The organism is Bacillus sp. ok061 (assembly GCF_900108285.1).
Lineage (GTDB): Bacteria > Bacillota > Bacilli > Bacillales > Bacillaceae_G > Bacillus_A > Bacillus_A thuringiensis_S.
This window is the reverse complement of the sequence record NZ_FNUW01000001.1, coordinates 334,698-355,431: the sequence shown is the minus strand read 5'-3', so window position 1 is coordinate 355,431 and position 20,734 is coordinate 334,698. Positions and strand designations below refer to the sequence as shown.

Genomic DNA, 20,734 nt, shown 5'->3' with positions numbered 1-20,734 from the left:
GGTTTTTCTACTTCTGGTTTTTCTACTTCTGGTTTTTCTACTTCTGGTTGTTTCTCTTCATTTTTAATTTGTTCAAGTTTATCTTGTTCAAATAAAAGTTGTACATCATGCGTTTGCTTATAATTTCTTGATGCCATTTCGATAAATACTTTTGTATTTAGTTTTTTAGACAAATCGTTTACTTCAAACTCTACTACTCTTGTATCTTTTTCCTTATCCTCACTCACTACTTTTGCATCAACAAATGCGCCATCTTTTTCCGTTTGGAAATTTTTAATTAATGAGCTACTTTTTAATGTTACAATTGCTTTTTTCTTACCGTTTTCTACTTTTAATATTCCTGGATTTACCATGTAAGTATTCATCTTAGATTCTTCATCTGTTTGATCTTTTAACACTTTAAATGGAATGCTGTACGCACCATCTGTAATTGTGTTAGAATTTGGTTGTTGATCTGGGTCAGGCTTTTGGTCGGGCTTCTGACCTGGATCGGTAGTTTCATTTGGATCTGGCTTATTAGCTGGGTCCTCTTTTTCATTTGGTTTTTCTACATGAATTGGTGTAATGCTATTTTGATCAAATGCAATACGAACGTCGTACTCATGATGATAATTTAAAAAATCAATATCTACTTTTACTTTTGCATTTAATACCTTCTCTACATCTTCTACATCAAATTCTACTACTCTTGTATCTTTTTCTTTATCTTCACTAATTACATTTGTCGCAACTAGCTTACCTGCTTTTTCTGTTTCAAACTTCGTAATCCATGAACTATTCGTTAATGTAAAGGATACTTTCTTTTTCCCATCCTTCACTTTTAAAGTTCCCGGGCTTACTGAATATTGATTCATCATTGATTCTTCATCTGATGTATCTTTTAAAACTTTGAAGCCAATTGAATATTCACCGTCAGCCAACTTGGTAGCTGCTTGAACTGCAAGTGGTTGTAATGTTGATACGAATGTAAATATCATTAAAAACATAGCAACAATAATTTTTGTATACCTGTTCAATGGAACGACTCTCCCTTTTGAAAATTATTTAATACTATTCCCATCAAATACAAAGCGAATATCATACGAAGCATTATAATTAATAATTGGAATATTAATTTTCACCTTGCCATTTAGTTTTTTTGACAAGTCAGCAACTTCAAATTCTACAACTCTAGTATTATCTTTTTTGTTTTCACTTAACACGGTTGTTTCTACAAATTGACCATCTTTTTCTACTTGGAAACTTTTAATAGAAGCACTATCTTTCACTTTAAATGAAACATATTGTTTTCCATTTTTAACTGTTAATGTTGCTGGGCTTTCAAAATAACTATTCATTCTAGACGATTCATCTTTATCGCCTTTCCATACAGTAAAAGCAATATTATATTTTCCATCAGCTAGTTTTGTAGTAGCCTTTGCATCTTGTAAACCTAGTGTTGCGATAAACGTAAATAAAACAGCAAATACGGCAATAATCATTTTAAATTGTTTAAACATATATTCATCACCCTTCAAAAGATTTATTTACTCAACTTCACTTTACGAATTAAGAAAGCACCTGAAATAAGAATTAACGCTGCAAACAATCCAATACGTGCTTCATCGCCTGTTTTTGGGTTATCTGTTTTTTCAGCTTTTCCATTTTCATTTTTTGTTTCTTTGTTCACTTCTTTAGCTGCTTCCTTATTCTCTACTTTTGTTTTCTCTTCTTTTACTTGTGTATCTGTTTTCGCTTGATCATTATTTTTTGTAGTAGCAGCTACGCCGTTATCGCCACCTACAGCTTTTACATTTGCATCAAAAGCAAAACGAATTGTGTAGTGGTGGTCATAGTTTGCATTTGGTACAACAACATGAATTTTTACAGCTGCCGGTTTGGATAAATCATCTACTTTAAACTCTACTGTTCTTTTATCTGCCGATTCATCTTTACTAACAACTTTCGCATCAACAAAATTCCCGTTCTCTGGTGCTTTAAATTCTGTAATCCAAGCACTATGATTCATCGGAACTTGTACTCTCATCTCACCGTTTTTCACTACTAATTTTGCTGGCTTTTCAAAATAGTCATTTGCCATTGAAGCTGAATCATTTTCCGCTTTTTGAATTACGTAATTAATATCGTAAGTACCATCAGCTAGTTTTGCTGAAGCATTTCCGTATGGCATTACAAGAAAAGCTAGCATACATACGAACGTTATAATAAAAGCGGGTAATACAGAAACCTTTTTCATTTTTCTTGTTTCCTCCTTGGTTATCTTTCATTTCACTTTTTGAAAATGATAATTATTCTCAATTTATAAGAAAAAAATAATCTCTTTTACCTATTATTTAATTAGCATTCTTTTATGTAACATAAGTATTATTGATTATCATTCTCATTGAATATTAAAAATAATATCTCACCCTATTCCTTATACAAAGGCATAGAAACTGAGAAAAAATTATAAAACTTTTTTATTGATTATCATTCTCAATATAAATCAAAAAAAATAAACTATCTCTTCGCCCCTTCTTTCACCTCTTCCCATAACAACACTATAGTTATAGAAACCCCTTATCCCTCACTTCCCTTCCAATATTTCCACAACTAAGTCAATCTTAGCCTACTCATAAATTTTTTGTCAACTATATTACGTATAAAATTTTTAATATCTGAATTTCTCTATATATGGCTTTTTCTACAAAAAAAGAGACTTTCTATTATAGAAAGCCTCTTTTCTCTATTTTTCTACAGCAATTTCCTGCTTTTGAAACTTAGAAACTATATAACCAAATCCTATACCGATTATGCCTGGAACTAACCAACCAATTCCTACACTATATAATGGAATCTTATCTAAAATAGGTGCTAGCGCTGCAATTTGAAGGTTTGCATTGTGTAACCCATCAAAGAAACTGATTGCAAATGCTCCTACAATCCCCCCCACATACATCGCTAATGGAAGACGAACGTAGTTTTCAACAAGTGATAATACGATAAGTACGATTCCAATTGGATAAATAGCGATTAAGATTGGTAATGCTAATGCATTTAACTGAGTTAACCCAAGATTTGCTACCATAAATGCTAATACACAGAAAATGAAAACGACTTTTTGATAAGAAAGCTTTGGTAATAAGGAAGAGAAGTAATCACCACAAGCTGCAACAATACCTACAGAAGTTGTTAAACATGCTGCTGTAATTGCGATCCCTAGTAATAAAGTTCCGTAACTGCCAAATAAATGCTTCACGACATTTGTTAAAATAATTCCTCCGTTTGCGCCCATTCCAAGTGACACACTAGAAGCTCCAAGATAAGCAAGCGCTAAATACACAAGTAGTAGACCAAGCGCTGCAATAAATCCTGCAAAGATTGTTACTTTTGCAATACTATTTTTATTTGTAATGCCTTTTTCTTTTAACGCATGAATTACAACATTTCCGAATACAAGTGCTGCAAGTCCATCTAAAGTTAAATATCCATCAATAAATCCTTTAAAGAGAGGAGCACTATACACTTCTGTCGGTGCACCAAATTCTCCAATTGGTGTAATAAGTGCTTTACCTACGATAATTGCAATAACAGCTAATAATATTGGAGTTAGCACTTTACCAATACGCCCCACTAATTTCGAAGGATTTAAAGCTAAATAGAAAGTTACTGCAAAGAAAATAAGTGTAAAGATAACAAGTGGATATGACTGACCTGCTATCTCACTTGGTAAAAACGGTGCAACACTCATCTCATAAGCTACTGTTCCTGTACGCGGCACACTTACGAATACGCCTAAACATAAATAAATGGCAGTGATAAAAACAAGTGCGAATATAGGATGTACACGTCCTGCTAGCTCATTAATATCTCCCTTTAAAGCTATAACAATTACGCCTAATAAAGGTAGTCCAACGCCTGTTACGATAAAACCAAACAGCGCGATCCATACGTCCGTTCCAGCACCTTGCCCTAACGCTGGTGGAAAAATCATATTACCTGCACCAAAAAACAGTGCAAATAACATTAAACTTATTGCAAACATCTCTGAAAACTTTAAAGATGACTTCATTTCTACTAACCTCCTAAAATAATTAATTGACAAAATATTCTGAAATATAATCCGTCACATATCCTCTTTCAAGCATACTTCCCCGTAAAAGAACGCAAAAAACACCCGTCCCTAACAAAGGGACGAGTGTTGAAATCGTGGTTCCACCCTTATTCTAATAAAATGAATTTATAGCAAAATAAGCTCATTTTATAGCTCGTGTAAATTGATAACGGTTTTATCCGTCAAGAATTACAATGCATCATGCATGCAGTTCACTCTTGAAGTTTAGAGGTGGTAAGCTTGTCTTTTCGTATTAGGAAGCTCACAGCCTAAGGCTCCCCTCTCTGAGAATCGTAAAATACAACTCATGTCCTCATCATTACTTTTATAAAATATCTTGTCGAAACTTGTTGTTTTTTATTATATGGGCTATTTTTTAAAAAATCAATAGTTTTATTTTTTCTGACAAAAAAATATAGGGAGAAAATTTTTCCTCCCTATAACTGCCCTTTTAATATCTCTAATTCCTCAGTTGCAATGTTCCGCCATTTTCCTACTCCAAGCTCATTTAGCTCTATATTCATAATGCGCACTCGCTTTAGCTTTATTACAGTAAATCCGAAAGCACGACTCATTCTACGAATTTGCCTGTTCATTCCTTGCGTTAAAACGATACGAAATGTTGATTGATCGACTCTCGTCACTTTGCACGGCTTCGTCATACCATCTTTAATCTTTACACCGCTGGACATCTCATCAATAAACCAGTCCGTAAAAGGTTTATCGACTGTGACAACATATTCTTTCTCGTGTTCGTGATCACCGTGTAAAATTTGATTGGCAATCGCGCCATCATTCGTTAATAAAATAAGTCCTTCTGATGCTTTATCTAATCGCCCAACTGGAAAGATTCGCTCTGGGTAATTGATATAATCAATAATATTATCTTCAATATGATCAGCTGCTGTACAAGTAATTCCGACTGGTTTATGGAATGCGATATACACTTTTTCTTTCTCTTCTTTTACAATAACTTGCCCATCAATCGTTACCCTATCACCATCGCTCACGAGTGCACCGTGCGTACATATTTCGCCATTAATAGCCACGCGTCCAGCTTTAATAAGGCGATCTGTTTCACGTCTTGAGCAGGATTTTGCTTCGCTTATGTATTGGTTGATTTTCATGTTTTGTTCCTTTTCATATATAATAAAAACGTCAATCTATGGCAATATCATTATGCCACGATTGACGCTTTTTCACTTCGCAAAAACAACTAAATAAATAACCCCAATCACCAAAAATATTCCACAACAAGCTAACAATACTTTTGCAAGTTTGTCCATAAACATATAATGGTTTCCCCTTTGTTTCGTTGTTTTCTATTTTAATTCGACAACTGTTACGCCTAGGCCTCCCTCGCCCATGTCACCGTAACGGTAATTCTTCACGCCGCGGTGCTTCTTCAAGTAATCTTGTACACCTTGGCGAAGCGCTCCTGTTCCTTTACCGTGAATGATTGATACACGAGGATAACTTGCAAGCTGGGCATCGTCTAAATATTTTTCAACGCGCATCATTGCATCTTCATAACGTTCACCGCGAAGATCAAGTTCCAATGAAACGTGGTAATCTCTACCCTTCACACTTGCGACTGCTTTTTTCTCTGTTTGTTTCGGTGTGTTAATGTATTCCATATTAGATTCTTTTACTTTCATCTTCAGAATACCGATTTGTACGCTCCACTCTGTATCGCTTACTTTTTCAAGTAATTGACCTTTTTGACCGAACGTTAATACTTTTACTTCATCGCCTGCACGTAACTGTTGTTTCGGCGCAGTGTTTTTCACGTTTACTTTTTGCTTCTTCACAAGCTCTGGCGCTGTTCCTTCTAGACGGCTCTTCGCTTCAATAAGCTCATGGTCTTTCACATTTACAAGCTGTGCTTTACGCAATTGACGAAGTTCTTGAATAATACCTTCTGCTTCTTTCTTCGCAGCTTCGACTTTTTCTTCCCCTTCTTTTTGCGCTTTTAATAGTTTTTCATCACGCTCATCGTTAAATTCAATAATTTGACGTTGCAACTCACGATGAAGTTTCTCAGATTGTTTGCGAAGTGCCTCTGCTTCATTCCAGTCACGCTCTGCGTTCTTCTGGCTCTCTTCTAACTTCGCAATCATATTTTCGATTTTATTTGTATCTGTACTAATGTGGTTACGGGCTTGGTCAATAACGCGATCAGATAATCCAAGACGCTTCGAAATTTCAAAGGCGTTACTACGACCTGGTACACCGATTAATAATTTATATGTTGGGCTTAATGTGTTCACATCGAACTCAACACTCGCATTAATAACTTGCTCACGGTTGTATCCGTATGCTTTTAATTCTGGGTAATGCGTCGTAGCAACAACGCGAGCACCGCGATTACATACTTCATCTAAAATCGAAATTGCTAGTGCAGCACCTTCTTGCGGGTCTGTTCCAGCACCTAATTCATCGAATAAAACTAAGCTTTCAAAATCAGCTTTTTCTAAAATATCTACAATGTTCACCATATGTGAGGAGAACGTACTTAAACTTTGTTCAATCGATTGCTCATCACCGATATCAGCAAAGATATTTTTAAATACACAAATCTCTGATTCATCCATTACTGGAATGTGAAGGCCAGATTGCGCCATTAATACACAAATACCAACCGTTTTCAGCGTAACTGTTTTACCACCTGTATTCGGTCCTGTAATAACAATTGTCGTGAAATCTTTACCTAACATAATGTTATTTGGCACGATAATTTCTGGATCGATAAGCGGATGACGTGCTTGTCTTAAATCCATGTAACGCTTGTTATTTACGATTGGTTTCGTTGCTTTAATTCGCTTCGCATAAAAAGCTTTCGCAAAGATGAAATCAAGATTTGCAACTACTTCTACGTTTGATAAAACGATATCGGCTTCTACTGCCACTTCTTCCGTTAACATTAATAAGATGCGTTCGATTTCTTGTTTTTCTTTCACTCGTGCTTCTTGCAGTGCGTTATTTAATTCTACAATGACTTGCGGTTCAATAAATAACGTTTGTCCAGAAGCAGATTGATCGTGAACAATACCACCATATACGCCGCGGTATTCTTGCTTTACTGGTATTACGTAACGTTCGTTACGAATCGTTACAATCGAGTCAGACAACATCTTTTGCGCGTTTGAAGAACGCGTCATATTTTCTAACTTTTCACGAATACGGCTTTCCGCAGTACGAATTTGAGTACGAATACCACGCAGTTTATCACTCGCGCTATCGACTACTTCACCGCCATCACCGATGCAATTTGTAATTTTCTTTTCTAAATCATATAAAGATACAATTTGAGCGACATGAGTTTCTAAAATCGGAAGCTCGACACCGTTATCAACCATATCTTCAATGAAACGTTTCATATTACGACTACCATACATCGTATTCGCAATATCAAGTAGTTCATTCGGGCTTAACATACTTCCAATCTTTGCACGCTTCACATTTGAACGAATATCCGTAATGCCACCTAATGGTGCACTACCTTTTAAACGAATGACTTTCGCTGCTTCATCCGTTGTATCTTGCATTTCTACAATTTCTTCAAAATCAGTGCTCGGCACTAAATGCTTCACTTTGTCACGACCAAGTGAAGATGCTGTATGTTCAAGTAATTGTTCTTTTACTTTATTGTATTCTAATACACGCAACGTTCTTTCTAACATGTTGCAGGTCCCCCTTGTGTTACTTATTACGTTTAATATAGTCTAATAAACGTTCAATATCCCACGTGTTAATCACGTTATCTTTTTGAATCCAACCTTTACGTGCTGCTGCTACACCTGTTTCCATATCTTCTAACATTTCAAGCGTATGAGCATCCGTATTAATCGCTACTTTCACACCAGCATCTTGTGCTTGTTTTAATAATTTCGCACTTAAATCTAGACGGTTCGGATTCGCATTTAATTCTAAAACTGTATTTGTTTCTTTTGCGAGTTCAATTAATAAATCTGTATCTACATCATAACCCTCACGACGCCCGAGAAGACGTCCTGTCGGATGGGCAATCATTGTAACATGTTTATTCTCAAGTGCAGTACGCAGACGCTTCATAATCGTTTCACGGTCTTGTGAGAAGCTAGAGTGAATCGCTCCAATGACATAGTCTAATTCTTCTAATACTTCATCATCAAAATCAAGCGAGGCATCTGGTAAAATGTCCATTTCAATTCCGCGTAAAATTGTAATGTCTGGATACTTTTCATTCATACGTTCAATTTCTTTCGCTTGCTCACGAAGACGCTCTTTCGTTAAACCATTCGCTACTTTTAAGTATTGCGAGTGATCAGTAATCGCCATAAACTTATATCCACGAGCACGGCACGCTTGTACCATTTCTTCAATAGAAAAAGCACCGTCACTCCAAGTTGTATGCATATGTAAATCACCTTGTATATCGGAAAACTGAATTAAGTTCGGATACTCTTTAATTAATTCAATTTCTTTTCCATCTTCACGCACTTCTGGCGGAATAAATGGCAGACCGAAATGAGCAAAGAAGTCTTCTTCAGTCTCAAATGTTTTCACTTCACCTGTTTCTAAGTTCTCTACACCGTACTCACTAATTTTCTCGCCTTTATCTTTTGCGATTTGACGCATTTTTACGTTATGGTCTTTTGATCCTGTGAAATGGTGAAGTGTTGTAATAAACTCTTCTGGTTTTACTAAGCGGAAATCAATTGAAATATCATATTCATATTGAAGACGAACAGAAACTTTCGTATCCCCACTTGCGATTACCTCAATCATATTATCGAATTGTAGTAAATGCTCACGTACCGCTGCTGGTTCTGTAGTTGCAATGATAAAATCTAAATCTTTCACTGTTTCACGAACACGGCGCAAACTACCAGCGCGAGAGAAACGAATTACTTCAGCAATATTCGACAATTTCTCCTCTATTTCCCCGGCAATAGGCAATACCATCGCAATTGGTAAACGCTCTGGACGAGAGCCTACTTGATCGATTGCTTCTAATATTTTCTCTTCTGTCTTCTTACCGAAACCAGCTAAAGCTTGTACTTTATTTTCCTCACAAGCAGCTTTTAACGTCTCCATATCAATAACGCCTAGCTCTTTATATAACTTAGCCACCTTTTTACCACCAAGACCTGGTAGTTTTAATAACGGCAATAAGCTACTTGGTACTTCTTTTTCAAGTTCTTGTAATACTTCAGATGTTCCCGATTCTATATATTCTTGAATAACGGCTGCTGTTCCTTTTCCGATGCCTGGAATCTTTGTGAAATCTTCAATTTCAGAAAGACTACGATCGTCACTTTCTAATGCTGCTGCCGCTTTACGAAATGCAGATATTTTAAATGGATTCGCACCCTTTAGTTCCATAAAAAGCCCGATTGTCTCTAATAATTTGATAACTTGTTTTTTATTTACTTTCATCATTGCCCCGCCTTTCTTTCATAGAAAAAAACTTCTCTTTCCGAAAAAAGAGAAGTTATACTCTGCTACCTGTCTGCCATAGTTCCTTCACCTTTTCAGATAGAATCGGTGTATCGTCTACAATTATTTTGCTAATTGATGATTTTTGTAATGGTGTTTGTACTTGTTCAATCGGAAGTATGTTTCCAATGATAATTAAGACAAACAAAATAATATATACTTCTAAAAATCCGAGGATTGCCCCCGCAAACGCATTTACTTGCTTTAAAACCGGTATTTCTGCAAACATATTTAACAAATTACCAAGTAATGAAAGTGCAATTTTAGTGATAATAAACAATATGATAAACGCAAGCGCTTGATAAAATACTGTCTCAATATTATTTGCATCAATCCATTCTGGAACAGATACGTTTTTATCAAATGGATACGGAATAAATTTCGCAAGTGCTGGCGCTAAATCTTTACAGTACCAGTATGCAACAAGGTATGCGATAATAAAGCTTGTTAACTTTACAAGTTGCAGAATAAACCCTCTGCGTAAGCCGAGGAAAAATCCCATAACAAGCAGTAAAATGATAATAATATCAATCATGTTATTCCATTCCTTTTTTTGTCATACTTTCTTTCAATTTCTCATGTTCTTCTTTTAATTTTATGTAATCGTGTATGACGTTTACCGCCGTCAATACCGCTAGTCTACTCGTGTCAAGCGAAGGATTCTTGGCATTGAGTTCGCGCATTTTATCATCCACAATCGCTGCTACCATGCGGATATGACTTGTACTTTCATCGCCAACAACTGAATATTGTTGACCATAGATTTCTACATTAATTCGACTTTTCTTTCCCTTTTGTTGTGACAACTCACCGGCCTCCAATCACGTACAGAATCCTAAAGTTTATCATACCATGAACCTTCATAATATGGAAACAGAAAGAACAATCCGATATGATAAAAATAACAATATAAAAAAAGGGGCGACCATTATGTCAAATTCTATCGTAATTCAAACAAATTCTACAGTAATTGAAGACATGAAACAACAATATAAACATTCGCTTAGCCCGAAAACTCCGCAAGGCGGGATCTTCATGGCAAAGGTACCATCTTGCACGATTACAGCATATAAATCTGGAAAAGTAATGTTCCAAGGAGGCCGCGCTGAAGCAGAAGCTGCTCGTTGGCAAACTGTCTCTCAAACACCAAAAACAGCTGTAAAAAAATCTGTCGATTCCCATCGTTATGCGCCGCCTGCTTCCATCGGTACAATGTCTATTGTAGGGTCTGATGAAGTTGGTACGGGAGATTTCTTTGGACCGATGACAGTCGTTGCTGTATATGTGGATGCGAAGCAAATTCCACTACTAAAAGAACTTGGTGTAAAAGACTCTAAAAACTTAAATGACGATCAAATTACTGCCATTGCGAAACAACTTCTACACGTTGTTCCTTACAGCTCTCTTGTCCTTCATAATGAAAAATATAACGAGCTATTTGATAAAGGAAACAACCAAGGTAAGTTAAAAGCCTTGCTACATAATAAAGCTATTACAAACTTATTAGCGAAAATGGCACCTACAAAACCTGAAGGCGTCTTAATCGATCAATTCACACAACCTGATACATACTATAAATATTTAGCAAAACAAAAACAGGTACAGCGTGAAAATGTTTATTTCGCTACGAAAGGTGAAAGCGTCCATTTAGCAGTAGCCGCTGCTTCTATTTTAGCTCGCTACTCATTCGTAAAACAGTTTGACGAACTAAGTAAAAAAGCTGGTATGCCACTTCCAAAAGGTGCTGGTAAACAAGTTGATATCGCTGCTGCTAAATTAATTCAAAAGCTTGGTAAAGAACGATTACCCGAGTTTGTGAAACTGCATTTCGCTAATACGGAGAAGGCGCTTCGCTTATTAAAATAGTATCGACAAAAACAGGAGCCTACAAACTCCTGTTTTTTGTTTCATCCTACTATTGTCCTTATAGTTTTGTTACAATTATAATATACAGATTATTCCAACATAGGAGGGGATCTACATTGCTACTTCTACAAATGATTCTAAATATTTTACTAGGTGATCCACATGAAAGACAGTTCGAAATTAGGGAAAACATTCAGCTACTAAGTGAACAACGAGAGTTCAACGATTTAATAGAGCGTTATGGTCGATCTTTTTCATTAAACTTTCGGATCCGCAGGTTTATCGGGAAACACGATGCCCGCTTGTTAATACATAATCCAGCAAAACTACAACACTTCTGTGAGGAACTTGAATGTATGATTAGAAAAAGGAGGTTTTTCATATGAACGCTGTAAAAGTAAAAACGGTACTTTATGCTTTCGTACACATCGTAGGTCCTCTTTCTTACTTCACTATTTCTACCATTTGGGGAGCTTTTTTCACTACTAAATCTACATTTGAAAATATATCTGATAATCTTGGCGTGATGGCCATCTATTACGTGTTCATAAGTTTACTGTGGTTTTTCTATTTCGATCGATTAGACAAAGATGTCGATAACATTACAAAAGAAATTAACGATAAGAAGATGTAATACATGAAAAAAGGAGAGTCGCCAAGACTCTCCTTTTTTATGTTAGCTTCGTTTCTGCTTCTTATTTGATGAAGGTACTTTATGTGAACCTGTTTCATGTGTCGTCGTTCCTTGTCCTTCTACTTCTGGAGAACCAAGGCTTGACCTTGAATGATCTTTTTTCACTTTTTTACTCATTTATATTCACCCCTTCGCGTTACTTTTTGCTACGGGGTCATAAACTATGCAAACAAAAAAGCGAGAGGAAATCCTCTCGCTTTTTTCATATTTTAGAACTCAGAAGAACCTGGAGTTCTTGGGAATGGAATTACGTCACGGATGTTAGCCATACCAGTGATGTACATTAGGAAGCGCTCGAAACCTAGACCGAATCCAGCGTGTTTTGTACCGCCGTATTTTCTAAGTTCTAAGTACCACCAGTAGTCCTCTTCGTTCATACCTAATTCTTTAATTCTGTCTACTAAAACGTCCATTCTTTCTTCACGTTGACTTCCGCCGATTAATTCGCCGATGCCAGGAACTAGAAGGTCAGTAGCAGCTACTGTTTTTCCATCTTCATTCATACGCATGTAGAACGCTTTAATGTCTTTCGGGTAGTCAGTTACGAATACAGGGCGTTTGAAGATTTCTTCTGATAAGTATCTTTCATGCTCTGTTTGTAAGTCAATACCCCATTCTACTGGGTATTTGAAGTCAGCACCTGATTCTTGAAGTACTTTAATTGCTTCTGTATATGTGATGCGACCGAAGTCAGAGTTAATCACGTTGTTCATACGCTCTAGAACTGTTTTATCAACGAAGCTGTTGAAGAAGTCCATTTCTTCTGGTGCATGCTCTAATACATATTTCATTGCATATTTCAGCATATCTTCTGTAAGATCCATTACATCGCCTAACTCAGCGAATGCAATCTCAGGCTCAACCATCCAGAACTCAGCAGCGTGGCGAGTTGTGTTTGAGTTTTCCGCACGGAATGTAGGTCCGAATGTATATACATCACGGAATGCTAATGCATACGCTTCAGCGTTCAGCTGTCCACTTACTGTTAAGTTTGTTTCTTTACCGAAGAAGTCTTTTGATTCATCAACTTGTCCGTCTTCACCTTTTGGTACGTTGTTTAAATCTTGTGTTGTTACGCGGAACATTTCGCCAGCACCTTCTGTATCACTACCAGTGATGATTGGTGTGTGAACATGTACGAATCCACGCTCTTGGAAGAACTGGTGAATCGCAAATGCTGCGATAGAACGTACGCGGAACGTTGCAGAGAATGCATTTGTTCTTGGACGTAAGTGAGCGATTGTACGTAAGTATTCAAACGTATGACGCTTCTTTTGAAGTGGGTAATCAGAATCTGATAAGCCCTCGATATCAATTTTTTCTGCTTTAATTTCAAATGGTTGCTTCGCTCCAGGCGTTGCAATTACTTTACCTTCTACTTTCACTGAAGAGCTAAGTGGCAGCTTTGCAATTTCTTTAAAGTTCTCTAATTCTGTATCGAAAACGATTTGAACGCTTTTGAAGAAGCTACCGTCGTTTAATTCGATGAAACCAAATGCTTTTGAATCACGTAAGTTACGAATCCACCCTGATACTTGTACTGTTTGACCTGCATACTTTTCTGTATCTCTATACAGACTTTTTACTAATGTGTTTTCCATAGTGAAATTCTCCTTTGCTGATATATTTAAATACAAAAAAACCTTTCATCCATAAAGGGACGAAAGGTTAAACTTCGCGGTACCACCCAATTTGTCATAAAGACCAACTTTAACTCGTATGTAATACATACTTCCCGGTTTGTAACAGGCCGGCTTCCCGTCTAAGTCTACTCTTGAATACAAAATTCAATTTCGGTTAGCAACTCCAAGGTGTTCTTCACATATACCGCCTCATCAGGCTCTCACCGCCCCTGACTCGCTTTGGATTATAGTATATACTACTTTTCCTTATCATCGTCTTTCATTTTGTTAAACTAAAATTAATGTACTACATTCGAGAGAAAGATGCAAGATGCCAGAAAATATATAAGCGATTTTTGTAATATATCGACTTACCGACATCTGTCGACGATTGTGCAATAAAAAAATTGCCGGAATGAATCCGGCAATTTTCTAATTACTTACGTAACTCCGCACCAAATTTCTCTTCTACCGTTGTTAATACACGGTTATGCGCTTCTGTTACTTCTTCATCTGTTAACGTACGTTCTGCATCGAAGTAAGTCATAGAGAATGCAAGTGATTTCTTGCCTTCTTCCATTTTTTCACCTTCGTATAAGTCGAATAGTGTTACGTCTTTCAAAAGTTCTCCGCCAGCTTCAGCAATGACTTGCTTCATTTCACCAGCTTTTGTTTCTTTTGTTACTACAACAGCCATGTCACGTGTCATAGATGGGAAACGCGGAATTGCTGAGTAGTAAGTTTCTTCAGCGTCTGCACCGAATATTTTTACAAGAGATAGTTCAAATACGAATGTATTTTTCACATCTAATTGTTTTTCTGCTTCTGGGTGCAATTGACCGATGAAACCAATTACTTCGCCATCTAATACGATGTCAGCTGTACGGCCTGGGTGCATACCTTCACGTTTTGCTGGTGCATATGTGATTTGGTTTGAAACGCCAAGTACGTCGAATAGTCCTTCTAGTACACCTTTCACAACGAAGAAGTCTACTACTTTCTTCTCACCTTGCCATGCATGGTGAAGAGCAAGACCTGTCATAACACCTGCAAGGTGTTGTTCTTCTTTCGGAAGTTCTCCTGCTTCTGTTGGTAAGAAGATAGAACCTACTTCGTATAAAGCAACGCTGTCGTTTTTACGAGCAACATTGTATGAAACTGCTTCTAGCAATTGTGGCACTAAGCTTAAACGAAGTTGGCTACGCTCTTCACTCATTGGAAGTGCAAGACCTACAGGAGCCTTTTCGTTTGGCTCAATCATGTATTGTTTCGCTTTGTCAGCGCTCGTTAATGAATACGTGATTGCTTCATATAAACCAGCACCCTCTAAGAAGCGACGTACTTTACGACGTTTCGTTTGTGCTAATGTTAATTTACCACGAGTCATCGTTCCAGAAGGTAATGTAACTGGAATGTGGTCATAACCGTATAGACGGCCCACTTCTTCTACTAAGTCTTCTGAAATTGTAATATCAGGACGACGTGCTGGTACATTTACATGGAATGTTCCTTCTACTTCTGTGAATGGGAATTTCAAGTTCGCGAACATTGTACCCATTTCACTCGCAGAAATATTTGTACCTAATACACGGTTTACTTTTTCAGCAGTAACAGATACTGTACGCTCTTGTACTTGTAAGTTATCAGCTTCTACTACACCTTCAAGTGCTTCACCGCCAGCATATTTCGCCATTAAGGCAGCTGCGTGTTGAATTGCTTCAAATGTACGTGTTGGGTCGATCCCTTTTTCGAAACGTGCACTTGATTCACTACGAAGACCTAAGTCTTTTGATGTACGACGTACTGTTTGACCTGCAAAGTATGCAGACTCAATTAGAACGTTTACTGTCTCATTTGTAACTTCAGAATCCGCCCCGCCCATTACACCAGCAACAGCTAAAGCTTTCGTGCCGTTTGTAATTACAAGATGGTGGCTTTGTAATGTACGCTCTTGATCATCTAACGTTTCAATTTTTTCGCCTTCTTTTGCAAGACGAACAACGATTTCTTTTGAACCTAATTTATCGTAATCGAATGCATGTAACGGTTGACCGTATTCCATTAAAATGTAGTTTGTAATATCAACTACGTTGCTAATTGGACGAATGCCAGCTGCCATAAGACGAGTTTGCATCCACATTGGTGATGGACCAATCTTTACGTTTTTAACCATTTTTGCAATGTATAACGGGTTTTCTTCTTTCGCTTCTACACTTACAGAAATATAATCAGAAGTTTTTTCTGCTGTTTCTTGTAAGTCGATAGCTGGAAGTTTTACTTCGCGGCCATAAATAGCAGCTACTTCATATGCAACACCTAACATGTTTAGGCAATCTGCACGGTTTGGTGTTAAGCCAAGCTCAAGTACTTCATCGTGTAAGTTTAAAATTTCAAGTGCATCTGCACCAACTTCAGCGTCACTTGGGAAGATGAAGATACCATCTGCGTATTCTTTTGAAACTAACTTTCCATCAATACCAAGCTCTTGAAGAGCACAAACCATACCGTGAGAAGCTTCACCGCGTAGTTTTGCTTTTTTGATTTTGAAGTTACCAGGAAGTACAGCTCCAACTTTTGCAACTGGTACTTTTAAACCTTTTGCAATGTTAGCAGCTCCACAAATAATTTGAACTGGCTCTTCTTCACCGATATCGATTAAGCATTTGCTTAATTTATCAGCTTCTGGGTGTTTTTCACATTCTAATACGTGACCAACTACAACACCTTTTACACCTTTATTTAATACTTCAACGCCTTCTACTTCAATACCACTTTTCGTGATTTTGTCTGCTAGTTCTTGTGCTGTTACATCTTTAATATCTACATACTCTTGTAACCAACGATATGATACGAACATATTTATCCTCTCCTTCCCTTACGCTCGTTTGAATTGTTGTAAGAAACGTACATCATTTGTATAGAAATGACGAATGTCATCTACTCCGTATTTCAACATTGCGATACGCTCTGCGCCCATACCGAATGCGAAACCTTGATATTCTTTTGAATCATAACCAGCCATTTCAAGTACGTTCGGATGAACCATACCTGCGCCTAGAATTTCAATCCAGCCAGTTCCTTTACAAGTGCCGCAACCTTTGCCATGACACATCATACAAGAAATATCCATCTCTACAGATGGCTCTGTGAATGGGAAGAAACTTGGACGAAGACGGATTTCACGATCTTCACCGAACATCTTTTTCACGAATACTTGCAGTGTACCTTTTAAGTCACTCATACGAATGTTTTTATCAATTACAAGGCCTTCAATTTGCATGAACTGATGTGAATGCGTCGCATCATCATCATCGCGGCGATACACTTTACCAGGACAAATAATTTTGATTGGGCCTTTTTCTTTATTATTTTCCATCGTACGTGCTTGCACAGAAGATGTATGTGTACGTAGTAACGTTTCTTCTGTAATGTAGAATGTATCTTGCATGTCACGTGCTGGGTGATCTTTCGGTAAGTTTAGTGCTTCGAAGTTGTAGTAGTCTTTTTCTACTTCTGTTCCTTCAGCTACTTCATAACCCATACCGATGAATACATCTTCAATTTGTTCAACAACAGCTGTTAACGGATGGTGACAACCTGTTTCAACAGGACGACCTGGTAATGTAACATCAATTGTTTCCGTAGCTAATTTCGCTTCAATTACTGCTTTTTCTAAGTTGCTAATTTTGTCTTCTAGACGCGTTTGAATCGCTTCACGTACTTCATTCACTAATGCTCCCATACGTGGACGCTCTTCTGCTGATAATTTTCCCATGCCGCGTAATACTTCTGTAATTGGACCTTTTTTTCCTAAATACGCTACGCGTACGTCGTTTAAGCCCTTTAGCTCTTTCGCTTCTTCAATAAGCTCTAACGCTTTTTGCTTTAGCTCTTTTAAACGTGCTTCCATTTTGGAACCCTCCTAATTTTAAAAATAAAAAAACCTCGCTCCCAAAAAGGGACGAGGTAAATTCGCGGTACCACCCTAAATTGACAGAACAAGTCTGCCCACTCATTAGTTATAACGATCAATTCTGACCGGAACGCCTTTACATATACATGGTCCTGGCGTCAACTCCAGAGGTGAATTCACTTCCGTCTACCATAAGAATGCTTTCAGTCTACGGCATTCTCTCCCTATATGGCGATTTTGTAAGCTACTCTTCTCTATCAACGTTTTTCGTTATTTAACTTTTAATATAATGTACTTCAACTTATTATAAGAAGTTTTTTATTTGTTCGCAACTGGGCTTTGTAAATAATACGTTAAAATCCCTGCTGCAACCGCAACATTTAATGATTCTGCCCCGCCGTAAATCGGAATATACAAGTTTTGATCCGTTTTTGCAAGAATTTCTTGGCGTACGCCATTTCCTTCATTTCCAACAATTAATGCAAAACTTCCGGCCGGAGTTACTTCACCATACGGAACTCCATTTTCAAGAGCTGTTCCATATACAGGAACGTTATTTTCTTTTAACTTGTCTACCCATTCTTCTAAGTTCCCTTTTACAATTGGCAAGTGGAAAATAGAACCTTGTGTAGAGCGGAGTACTTTACTATTGTAAACATCAACACAACCTTCTCCAAGCACAACGGCATGAATACCAGCTGCATCAGCTGTACGAATAATTGTCCCTAAATTACCTGGGTCTTGCAGGCCATCTAATAAAAGGAATTTCCCATCAGTAAGAGCTACTTCTTTCTCATGCTTCTCACAAACAGCAAATACACCTTGCGTCGTTTCTGTTTCACGAAGTATTTTTACAATAGCCTCAGGCACGATATACATTTCCACATCATTAACTGTCCAATCTCTCGGAAGGTCTGTCTGATCTGAAACGATAAGTTCTGTTACAATTCCTGCCTTCAAAGCTTCTTCGACTAAGTGGAATCCTTCTACAAAAAATAAACCTTTTTTATCGCGTTCTTTTTTCGTTTGCAGCTTTTTCCACTGCTTTACACGCGGATTTTGTATTGAATCAATGTTTTTCATAATATGTATTTCCCTCTCTTCTTGTCTTATCATTATAGCCTATTTTTCATACATATTTACATAAAAAAGAACAAAAACTAACGTCAGTTTCAATTCTGAAGAAGAGGTGAAAACAATGAGTTTTAATTTACGCGGTGCCGTATTAGCGAATGTATCTGGAAATTCACAAGATCAATTACAAGAAACAATTGTCGATGCAATTCAAAGCGGTGAAGAAAAAATGCTTCCAGGTCTTGGCGTTTTATTCGAAGTCATTTGGAAAAATGCTGATGAAAATGAAAAACATGAAATGTTAGAAACACTTGAGCAAGGATTAAAAAAATAAGCAATTTAAAAATCACCTTCGCATAAGCCAAGGTGATTTTTTTCACGAAAAATTTTTTCTTCTCCTAAACATTTCTACTTTACTAACGAACTATGATGGAGTACAATGTTCAAAATACATTTAAACCAATCGTTTTTTCTTCGTATACATCATTAGATAAAAGGAGTGAATGTTTTATGCACCGTATTACGCTTGAACAAATTTTTAAACACCATATTACACAAAAATACGTAAATCGTTCTGGAATGGTTCACGCGATCGCTGTCGCTTACCATGCGTTTCACCTAGCCAAAAAGCATCACGCCTCAGTCGATGCTGCCACAAAAGCTGGCTTCCTTCATGATATCGGACATCATACGTGGTACACAGGTGGCGAATGGGACTATGACTTATATAAAAAGAATGATATCCATGCAATTAAAGGTGCAGAAAGAGCACATAAATTGCTTATTAGATTGGGAGAGCATCCAAAACTAGCAAAAGAAATTTCTATCGCGATTCTTCTGCATACAGATTCTTTCTTAGTGGAACAAGAAATTGAAAGAACATCTCTTCAAAGCATTATTAAATGGGCAGACGAAGCAGATGAAGAACCAGGCGGAGCGCACCATTACCGAACTATCTCTTATGAAAAAGCACTGAAAGCTATTCAGCAATTAGATCGATTGGTAGAGCGTGAATTGCAAATAGAGCAAGCAAAATTGAATAACAAGGCAGAACATAGTTATCAATGAGAAAGAGGCATCACTACAGGGTGATACCTCTTTTATTATTTTACGAAAAATACACCTTTGAATGTAATATTTAAATGTTACATTCAAAAACAGATTACTTTATAATTAAATATACAAATATAAAGAGGTGATTTCACAAATGCAATCCGCTACACAACTTTCTGATGAACAGAAACACTCTATGTCATGGGGACAATTTATTAGCTCCGTTTTATTCGCTTTTTTCGGAACTGGACTCATTACCTTGTTCCTAGCAATAATGCCCTTAACAATTTATACGGCTGGTCTTACAAATAAAAAGCAAATTGCCCTGTATGAATCTATTGCAAACACCGCAAGTATAGGGTTACAACTAGCCATGTTGTTATTCTTTATTTTTAAATTCAAACCTGCGAAAAGATTATTACTGAACTCTTTTAACTTTAAAGCACTGAAAGAATGGCGCACATACGTATATTTACTTCTTTTCTTCGCTATAAACATCATACTCAACTACTTCTTATTAAATTATGTATTCCAAGACGCAACAAAGCAGCAATCTTCCGCACTAAACTTAGACGTTTTTAAGCAATATCAAATACTATTACTTCTGGGATTTGCAATACTCACACCAATTTTTGAAGAACTTATTTTCCGTGGTTTTATACTTCACTTCTTCTCTGAACGCTTTCCATTTTGGATTGCAGCAGTCTTAACAAGTTTCTTCTTTGGTATCGCTCATACATACTCACTTGGAGTAATGGTAATTACTTTCTTCATGGGATTATTAATGGCTATTTTATGTAAGAAAACAAAATCCATTCTTCCAGCTATGTTATTTCATATTATAAATAATACGTTGGCATTCTTCAGTTAAAAAGAGGTATCATCACGATACCTCTTTTTACTCTTTTATCACAACTTCAAACTCTTCTTCGATTAGC

Annotated in this window: 20 protein-coding genes and 3 other annotated features; of the genes, 6 read left to right on the top strand and 14 right to left on the bottom strand. The window is 36.9% G+C overall.

Annotated elements, in window-relative coordinates:
• From C4S65_RS35055 to zapA, 9 genes are all read right to left on the bottom strand, one after another.
• A partial coding sequence (locus C4S65_RS35055; RefSeq protein ID WP_258043818.1) for an NEAT domain-containing protein occupies nucleotides 1–1,016 on the bottom strand: 1,016 nt, incomplete at its 3' end.
• 24 nt (nucleotides 1,017–1,040) lie between these two features.
• The gene (locus C4S65_RS02025) at nucleotides 1,041–1,499 is read right to left on the bottom strand and encodes an NEAT domain-containing protein (protein ID WP_098838551.1); all 459 of its coding nucleotides are present in this window, start codon (nucleotides 1,497–1,499) and stop codon (nucleotides 1,041–1,043) included.
• Between the two features lie 23 nt (nucleotides 1,500–1,522).
• Nucleotides 1,523–2,236 (bottom strand): heme uptake protein IsdC, encoded by a 714-nt coding sequence (gene isdC, locus C4S65_RS02020; RefSeq protein ID WP_061666232.1) that lies wholly within the window; start codon nucleotides 2,234–2,236, stop codon nucleotides 1,523–1,525.
• Nucleotides 2,237–2,725: 489 nt separating this feature from the next.
• Nucleotides 2,726–4,051, bottom strand: coding sequence for a branched-chain amino acid transport system II carrier protein (gene brnQ, locus C4S65_RS02015; RefSeq protein WP_098315818.1), 1,326 nt, complete (start codon nucleotides 4,049–4,051; stop codon nucleotides 2,726–2,728).
• 115 nt (nucleotides 4,052–4,166) lie between these two features.
• Nucleotides 4,167–4,422: a binding site (T-box leader), on the bottom strand.
• A 108-nt stretch (nucleotides 4,423–4,530) separates the two neighbouring features.
• Nucleotides 4,531–5,220: a 23S rRNA pseudouridine(2604) synthase RluF gene (locus C4S65_RS02010; RefSeq protein ID WP_086405858.1), complete on the bottom strand. Its 690-nt coding sequence runs from the start codon at nucleotides 5,218–5,220 to the stop codon at nucleotides 4,531–4,533.
• Nucleotides 5,221–5,415: 195 nt separating this feature from the next.
• On the bottom strand, nucleotides 5,416–7,776 hold the full coding sequence (locus C4S65_RS02000) for an endonuclease MutS2 (RefSeq protein WP_086405857.1): 2,361 nt from the start codon (nucleotides 7,774–7,776) through the stop codon (nucleotides 5,416–5,418).
• Nucleotides 7,777–7,795: 19 nt separating this feature from the next.
• Nucleotides 7,796–9,514: a DNA polymerase/3'-5' exonuclease PolX gene (gene polX, locus C4S65_RS01995; protein ID WP_000867517.1), complete on the bottom strand. Its 1,719-nt coding sequence runs from the start codon at nucleotides 9,512–9,514 to the stop codon at nucleotides 7,796–7,798.
• 55 nt (nucleotides 9,515–9,569) lie between these two features.
• On the bottom strand, nucleotides 9,570–10,109 hold the full coding sequence (locus C4S65_RS01990) for a CvpA family protein (protein ID WP_000565409.1): 540 nt from the start codon (nucleotides 10,107–10,109) through the stop codon (nucleotides 9,570–9,572).
• Nucleotide 10,110: 1 nt separating this feature from the next.
• A complete protein-coding gene (gene zapA / locus C4S65_RS01985; RefSeq protein ID WP_000082701.1) occupies nucleotides 10,111–10,380 on the bottom strand; it encodes a cell division protein ZapA in 270 nt (89 codons plus the stop codon).
• 124 nt (nucleotides 10,381–10,504) lie between these two features.
• Between zapA and rnhC the strand changes: the two genes are divergently transcribed.
• From rnhC to C4S65_RS01970, 3 genes are all read left to right on the top strand, one after another.
• Nucleotides 10,505–11,440, top strand: coding sequence for a ribonuclease HIII (gene rnhC, locus C4S65_RS01980; protein ID WP_061666229.1), 936 nt, complete (start codon nucleotides 10,505–10,507; stop codon nucleotides 11,438–11,440).
• A 116-nt stretch (nucleotides 11,441–11,556) separates the two neighbouring features.
• Complete coding sequence (locus tag C4S65_RS01975) at nucleotides 11,557–11,826, top strand: hypothetical protein (RefSeq protein WP_061666228.1); 270 nt, start codon at nucleotides 11,557–11,559, stop codon at nucleotides 11,824–11,826.
• A complete protein-coding gene (locus tag C4S65_RS01970; RefSeq protein ID WP_061666227.1) occupies nucleotides 11,823–12,074 on the top strand; it encodes a hypothetical protein in 252 nt (83 codons plus the stop codon). The genes C4S65_RS01975 and C4S65_RS01970 overlap by 4 nt, the downstream gene beginning before the upstream one ends.
• 42 nt (nucleotides 12,075–12,116) lie before the next feature.
• Here C4S65_RS01970 and C4S65_RS01965 read toward each other — a convergent pair whose 3' ends face one another.
• The 5 genes from C4S65_RS01965 to C4S65_RS01945 form a co-directional block, all read right to left on the bottom strand.
• Nucleotides 12,117–12,251 (bottom strand): YuzL family protein, encoded by a 135-nt coding sequence (locus C4S65_RS01965; protein WP_000039592.1) that lies wholly within the window; start codon nucleotides 12,249–12,251, stop codon nucleotides 12,117–12,119.
• Between the two features lie 92 nt (nucleotides 12,252–12,343).
• On the bottom strand, nucleotides 12,344–13,735 hold the full coding sequence (asnS, locus tag C4S65_RS01960) for an asparagine--tRNA ligase (protein WP_000432189.1): 1,392 nt from the start codon (nucleotides 13,733–13,735) through the stop codon (nucleotides 12,344–12,346).
• 52 nt (nucleotides 13,736–13,787) lie between these two features.
• Nucleotides 13,788–14,039 (bottom strand) — a binding site (T-box leader).
• A gap of 153 nt (nucleotides 14,040–14,192) precedes the next feature.
• Entirely contained in the window at nucleotides 14,193–16,613 is a 2,421-nt protein-coding gene (gene pheT / locus C4S65_RS01955) for a phenylalanine--tRNA ligase subunit beta (RefSeq protein WP_086405853.1), read from the bottom strand.
• A gap of 18 nt (nucleotides 16,614–16,631) precedes the next feature.
• A complete protein-coding gene (pheS, locus tag C4S65_RS01950) occupies nucleotides 16,632–17,666 on the bottom strand; it encodes a phenylalanine--tRNA ligase subunit alpha (protein WP_000388222.1) in 1,035 nt (344 codons plus the stop codon).
• A 44-nt stretch (nucleotides 17,667–17,710) separates the two neighbouring features.
• Nucleotides 17,711–17,939, bottom strand: a binding site (T-box leader).
• 48 nt (nucleotides 17,940–17,987) lie between these two features.
• Nucleotides 17,988–18,785 (bottom strand): RNA methyltransferase, encoded by a 798-nt coding sequence (locus C4S65_RS01945; RefSeq protein WP_141551101.1) that lies wholly within the window; start codon nucleotides 18,783–18,785, stop codon nucleotides 17,988–17,990.
• Between the two features lie 82 nt (nucleotides 18,786–18,867).
• Between C4S65_RS01945 and sspI the strand changes: the two genes are divergently transcribed.
• The 3 genes from sspI (at nucleotide 18,868) to C4S65_RS01930 (ending at nucleotide 20,667) form a co-directional block, all read left to right on the top strand.
• Nucleotides 18,868–19,077 carry a small acid-soluble spore protein SspI gene (gene sspI / locus C4S65_RS01940; protein WP_000009509.1) on the top strand — a complete coding sequence of 70 codons (210 nt, stop codon included), beginning with the start codon at nucleotides 18,868–18,870 and terminating at the stop codon, nucleotides 19,075–19,077.
• A 176-nt stretch (nucleotides 19,078–19,253) separates the two neighbouring features.
• Nucleotides 19,254–19,811, top strand: coding sequence for an HD domain-containing protein (locus C4S65_RS01935; RefSeq protein ID WP_000554790.1), 558 nt, complete (start codon nucleotides 19,254–19,256; stop codon nucleotides 19,809–19,811).
• 139 nt (nucleotides 19,812–19,950) lie between these two features.
• On the top strand, nucleotides 19,951–20,667 hold the full coding sequence (locus C4S65_RS01930) for a type II CAAX endopeptidase family protein (RefSeq protein WP_001190240.1): 717 nt from the start codon (nucleotides 19,951–19,953) through the stop codon (nucleotides 20,665–20,667).
• Nucleotides 20,668–20,734: the final 67 nt, after the last annotated feature.